The sequence below is a fragment of the Sphingobacteriales bacterium genome (assembly GCA_012517435.1).
GTDB lineage: Bacteria > Bacteroidota > Bacteroidia > CAILMK01 > JAAYUY01 > JAAYUY01.
The window spans coordinates 1-2,868 of sequence record JAAYUY010000212.1; the positions used below are offsets into that span (position 1 = coordinate 1).

At 41.6% G+C, this 2,868-nt stretch carries 3 protein-coding genes; all 3 read right to left on the minus strand.

The window, feature by feature from the left end; translation table 11 throughout:
• Positions 1-298 precede the first annotated feature (298 nt).
• Genes GX437_11725 through GX437_11735 form a run of 3 tightly spaced genes read right to left on the minus strand, consistent with a single transcriptional unit; the run spans position 299 to position 2,746 of the window.
• The gene (locus GX437_11725; protein ID NLJ08329.1) at positions 299-877 is read right to left on the minus strand and encodes a rubrerythrin family protein; all 579 of its coding nucleotides are present in this window, start codon (positions 875-877) and stop codon (positions 299-301) included.
• 12 nt (positions 878-889) lie between these two features.
• Positions 890-1,570, minus strand: a complete 681-nt coding sequence (locus GX437_11730) for a High molecular weight rubredoxin (protein ID NLJ08330.1) — start codon at positions 1,568-1,570, stop codon at positions 890-892.
• Positions 1,571-1,597: 27 nt separating this feature from the next.
• Positions 1,598-2,746 carry a transporter gene (locus GX437_11735; protein NLJ08331.1) on the minus strand — a complete coding sequence of 383 codons (1,149 nt, stop codon included), beginning with the start codon at positions 2,744-2,746 and terminating at the stop codon, positions 1,598-1,600.
• Positions 2,747-2,868: the final 122 nt, after the last annotated feature.

Here is a 2,868-nt window from a genome sequence, read left to right on the forward strand (position 1 = left end):
TAATGGGAATATGTATTTTTCGAGTTTCCCCTCATGATATGATTTAAATTCCTCATAGACTATTGCATTTATTGATATTATACCACTCAAATTAAACAGGCAAATTTAATCATTTTGTAAATTTCCATGTAATCTGCCCATGTCCGTTAGCCTTAATATAGCGTATAAAATTAAAAAAAAAGTCAAGCAAATTCAGGTAGAGGCAAGCATCAACCCAAAACCCGCAACTTATTTCAAACTATTATTTTGCAGTCTCTTTTAACTGCTGAGCCACATTAACGCCTGAAAATCAGGTATTCTAATAATTTTCTTCCTTGAGCTGCATGAAAGCTTTGGGATGAAGGCATGCCGGGCAGTTTTCCAGCGCCTTTGCCGATTCGTAAACGTAACCGCAGTTAAGGCATTTCCACCATACCTTGCCATCTTTTACGAAAACCTTGTCTTCCGAGAGGTTTTGCAACAATTTCAAGTAGCGTTTTTCATGCTCTGCTTCGACTTTTGCTATCATCTTAAAAGCAGTAGCCACCTCCGGAAAGCCTTCTTCTCTTGCTATCTCCGAAAAAGCCGGATAAAGGCTTGTCCATTCTTCATTTTCACCCTCTGCAGCAGCTTTCAGGTTTTCCATGGTGGTGCCAATAATACCAGCCGGATAAACAGCAGTGATTTCTACCATCCCTCCTTCCAGAAACTTAAAAAAGCGTTTGGCGTGCTCTTTCTCCTGAAGAGAAGTTTCCATAAAGATATTTGCTATTTGCTCGTAACCTTCCTTTCTGGCTACACCGGCAAAAAATTCATACCGGTTTCTTGCCTGAGATTCCCCGGCAAATGCTTTTAACAGGTTTTGTTCTGTCTGTGTTCCTTTTATTGATTTGTTCATATTCATTAAGTTTTATGTTTCCGAAATAAAATCCTCCTTTTCTGCCCCGCAAACCGGACATACCCAGTCTTTTGGCAGGTCTTTAAATGCTTTTCCCTCTTTCTTTTCATCAAAAACAAAGTCGCAAACGGTACACCTGTATTTGCGGTTCAAATCCTTCCCGGGCATGCCTGCCAGCTTGTTTTTGTCGATATAGGTCGGAGCATTTTGGGGTGACAGCCCTTTTTTCACCTGACGATAATAACTGTATGTCATCGGCTCTGCCTCAGCATCAATTATTTCTGCTTCAGTAATCTCACCGATAAACAGGAGATGAGTTCCGGCATCTACCACTTCCACCACCCTGCACACCAACCAGGCAATACATTCATTTAAAACTACAGGTACTTCATTCTCAGCATAATAAATACTGAGGCCTTCCATCTTGCTGAAATCCTTTCCGCTACGGTAGCCAAATCTCCCTATCAGTTCAGGAGAGGTTGTCTGCGGAAGAACACTGACGGAAAAAAAGCCTGAATCCCTGATAAAGCCGGTAGTAAAATTGTTTTTATGGCAGGAAGCGGCAAATCGGGGCGGGTCAGCACTTATCTGAAAAAATGTATTGCTGAAATATCCGTTTGACTGTTTTTTATTCCCGGCACAAATGATGTACATGCCGTAAGTAATTTTGAAAAGGGATTCGTAGTTTATCATTTTTTTTCTGTCAAAAATAAGTTTTTTTTATTTACCAAAATGCTTCAGGAAAACAGTATTGAGTAAATAATAAACAAGTATTCCGGTCAGCATGGCAACAAAATAGCCGTACGGAAGGCCATTTGCCATAACGGCTACCATGACGGCAATAAAAAAATTCTTTTTATCAGTGATGATATCTTTGACCAGCAACATCAGAGAAATGCCTTCAAAGACAAGGATGACACCCAGTACAGGTTGGGGAAATATTTCAATAAAGCTGAAAAAGTTGCCGCTGAAAAAGAGTCCGAAAATGAGGTAAAAAAAACCGTAAATAATCGGTGCACCGCCTGTTCTTCCTCCAAAAGTATATTGACCGGCAAGGCCGCCCGATCCGTGACACACAGGTATGCCTCCAAGTAAGGAGCTGATAATGTTCATGATAGAATAAGTGAAACCTATTTTCTGAATATCCAGTTTCTTTTCAGGGAACAGATCGGAAGCTACCTGCTGTGTTGCATATATGCTGTTCCCCAGCGAAAGGGGAATTTGCGGAAGAGCAAGTAAAGCGAATGCTGTCCAGAGATTCTCAAATTTCATCTCAGGGATGATAAATACAGGAGCTTTAAGCTGGAACATTCCCTGATGAAAGGAAAAGACAAGTGAATAAACCACACCCAGAGCAATAATAAACAAAGCCGGAGGAAATTTTCGGTTTCCCAGCAATATCAAGGCAATGATAAAAGATACTGCTGCCAGAATATACCCGGGTGTTTCAAGTGCCGGGACATATTGTTTCAGGGCAGTCATGGCCAGCTGAAAACCTAATCCAAGCTGAACACCACGGATCACTGTCTTAGGGATAATCCTGCCAAGCAAATTGAGCAGCCGGGTAGCTGAAAGTATCAGCATAATAACCCCAATTATCAACCCACCTGTTAAAACAAGGCTTCCTGAAATTTTCTGTGTGATGACAATCATGGCCACCGCTTTCAGTGGCTGGACTGCCATAGGCATACCATAAATCAGACCCGTCAGTATCTGCATCATGCCAAATAAAATCAGGACGTTAGCAGTGTTGAAGTCGGAGGCCAGCAACATTCCGATGATAAGTGGCAAATCGGTTCCTATATCCCCGAAAGCGCCTGAAAATTCATTGCGATTGAAGCGAATATGGGCAGTGATGTTGTTTTTCATGTCTGCAAAAGTAAAGCAAATATCCTCATCATTGAGAAACGGGGGTTTTACCACGGAGGAACGGAGATTTTTCTCACCACAGAGTACACAGAGGAGCACGGAGAATTTATACTGTTGAGGCA

What these genes read in the sequence shown, in the direction of transcription:
- GX437_11730 (NLJ08330.1), bottom strand. Translation starts at nt 1,570, where the DNA reads ATGATAAACTACGAATCCCTTTTCAAAATTACTTACGGCATGTACATC.
- GX437_11725 (NLJ08329.1), bottom strand. Translation starts at nt 877, where the DNA reads ATGAACAAATCAATAAAAGGAACACAGACAGAACAAAACCTGTTAAAA.
- GX437_11735 (NLJ08331.1), bottom strand. Translation starts at nt 2,746, where the DNA reads ATGAAAAACAACATCACTGCCCATATTCGCTTCAATCGCAATGAATTT.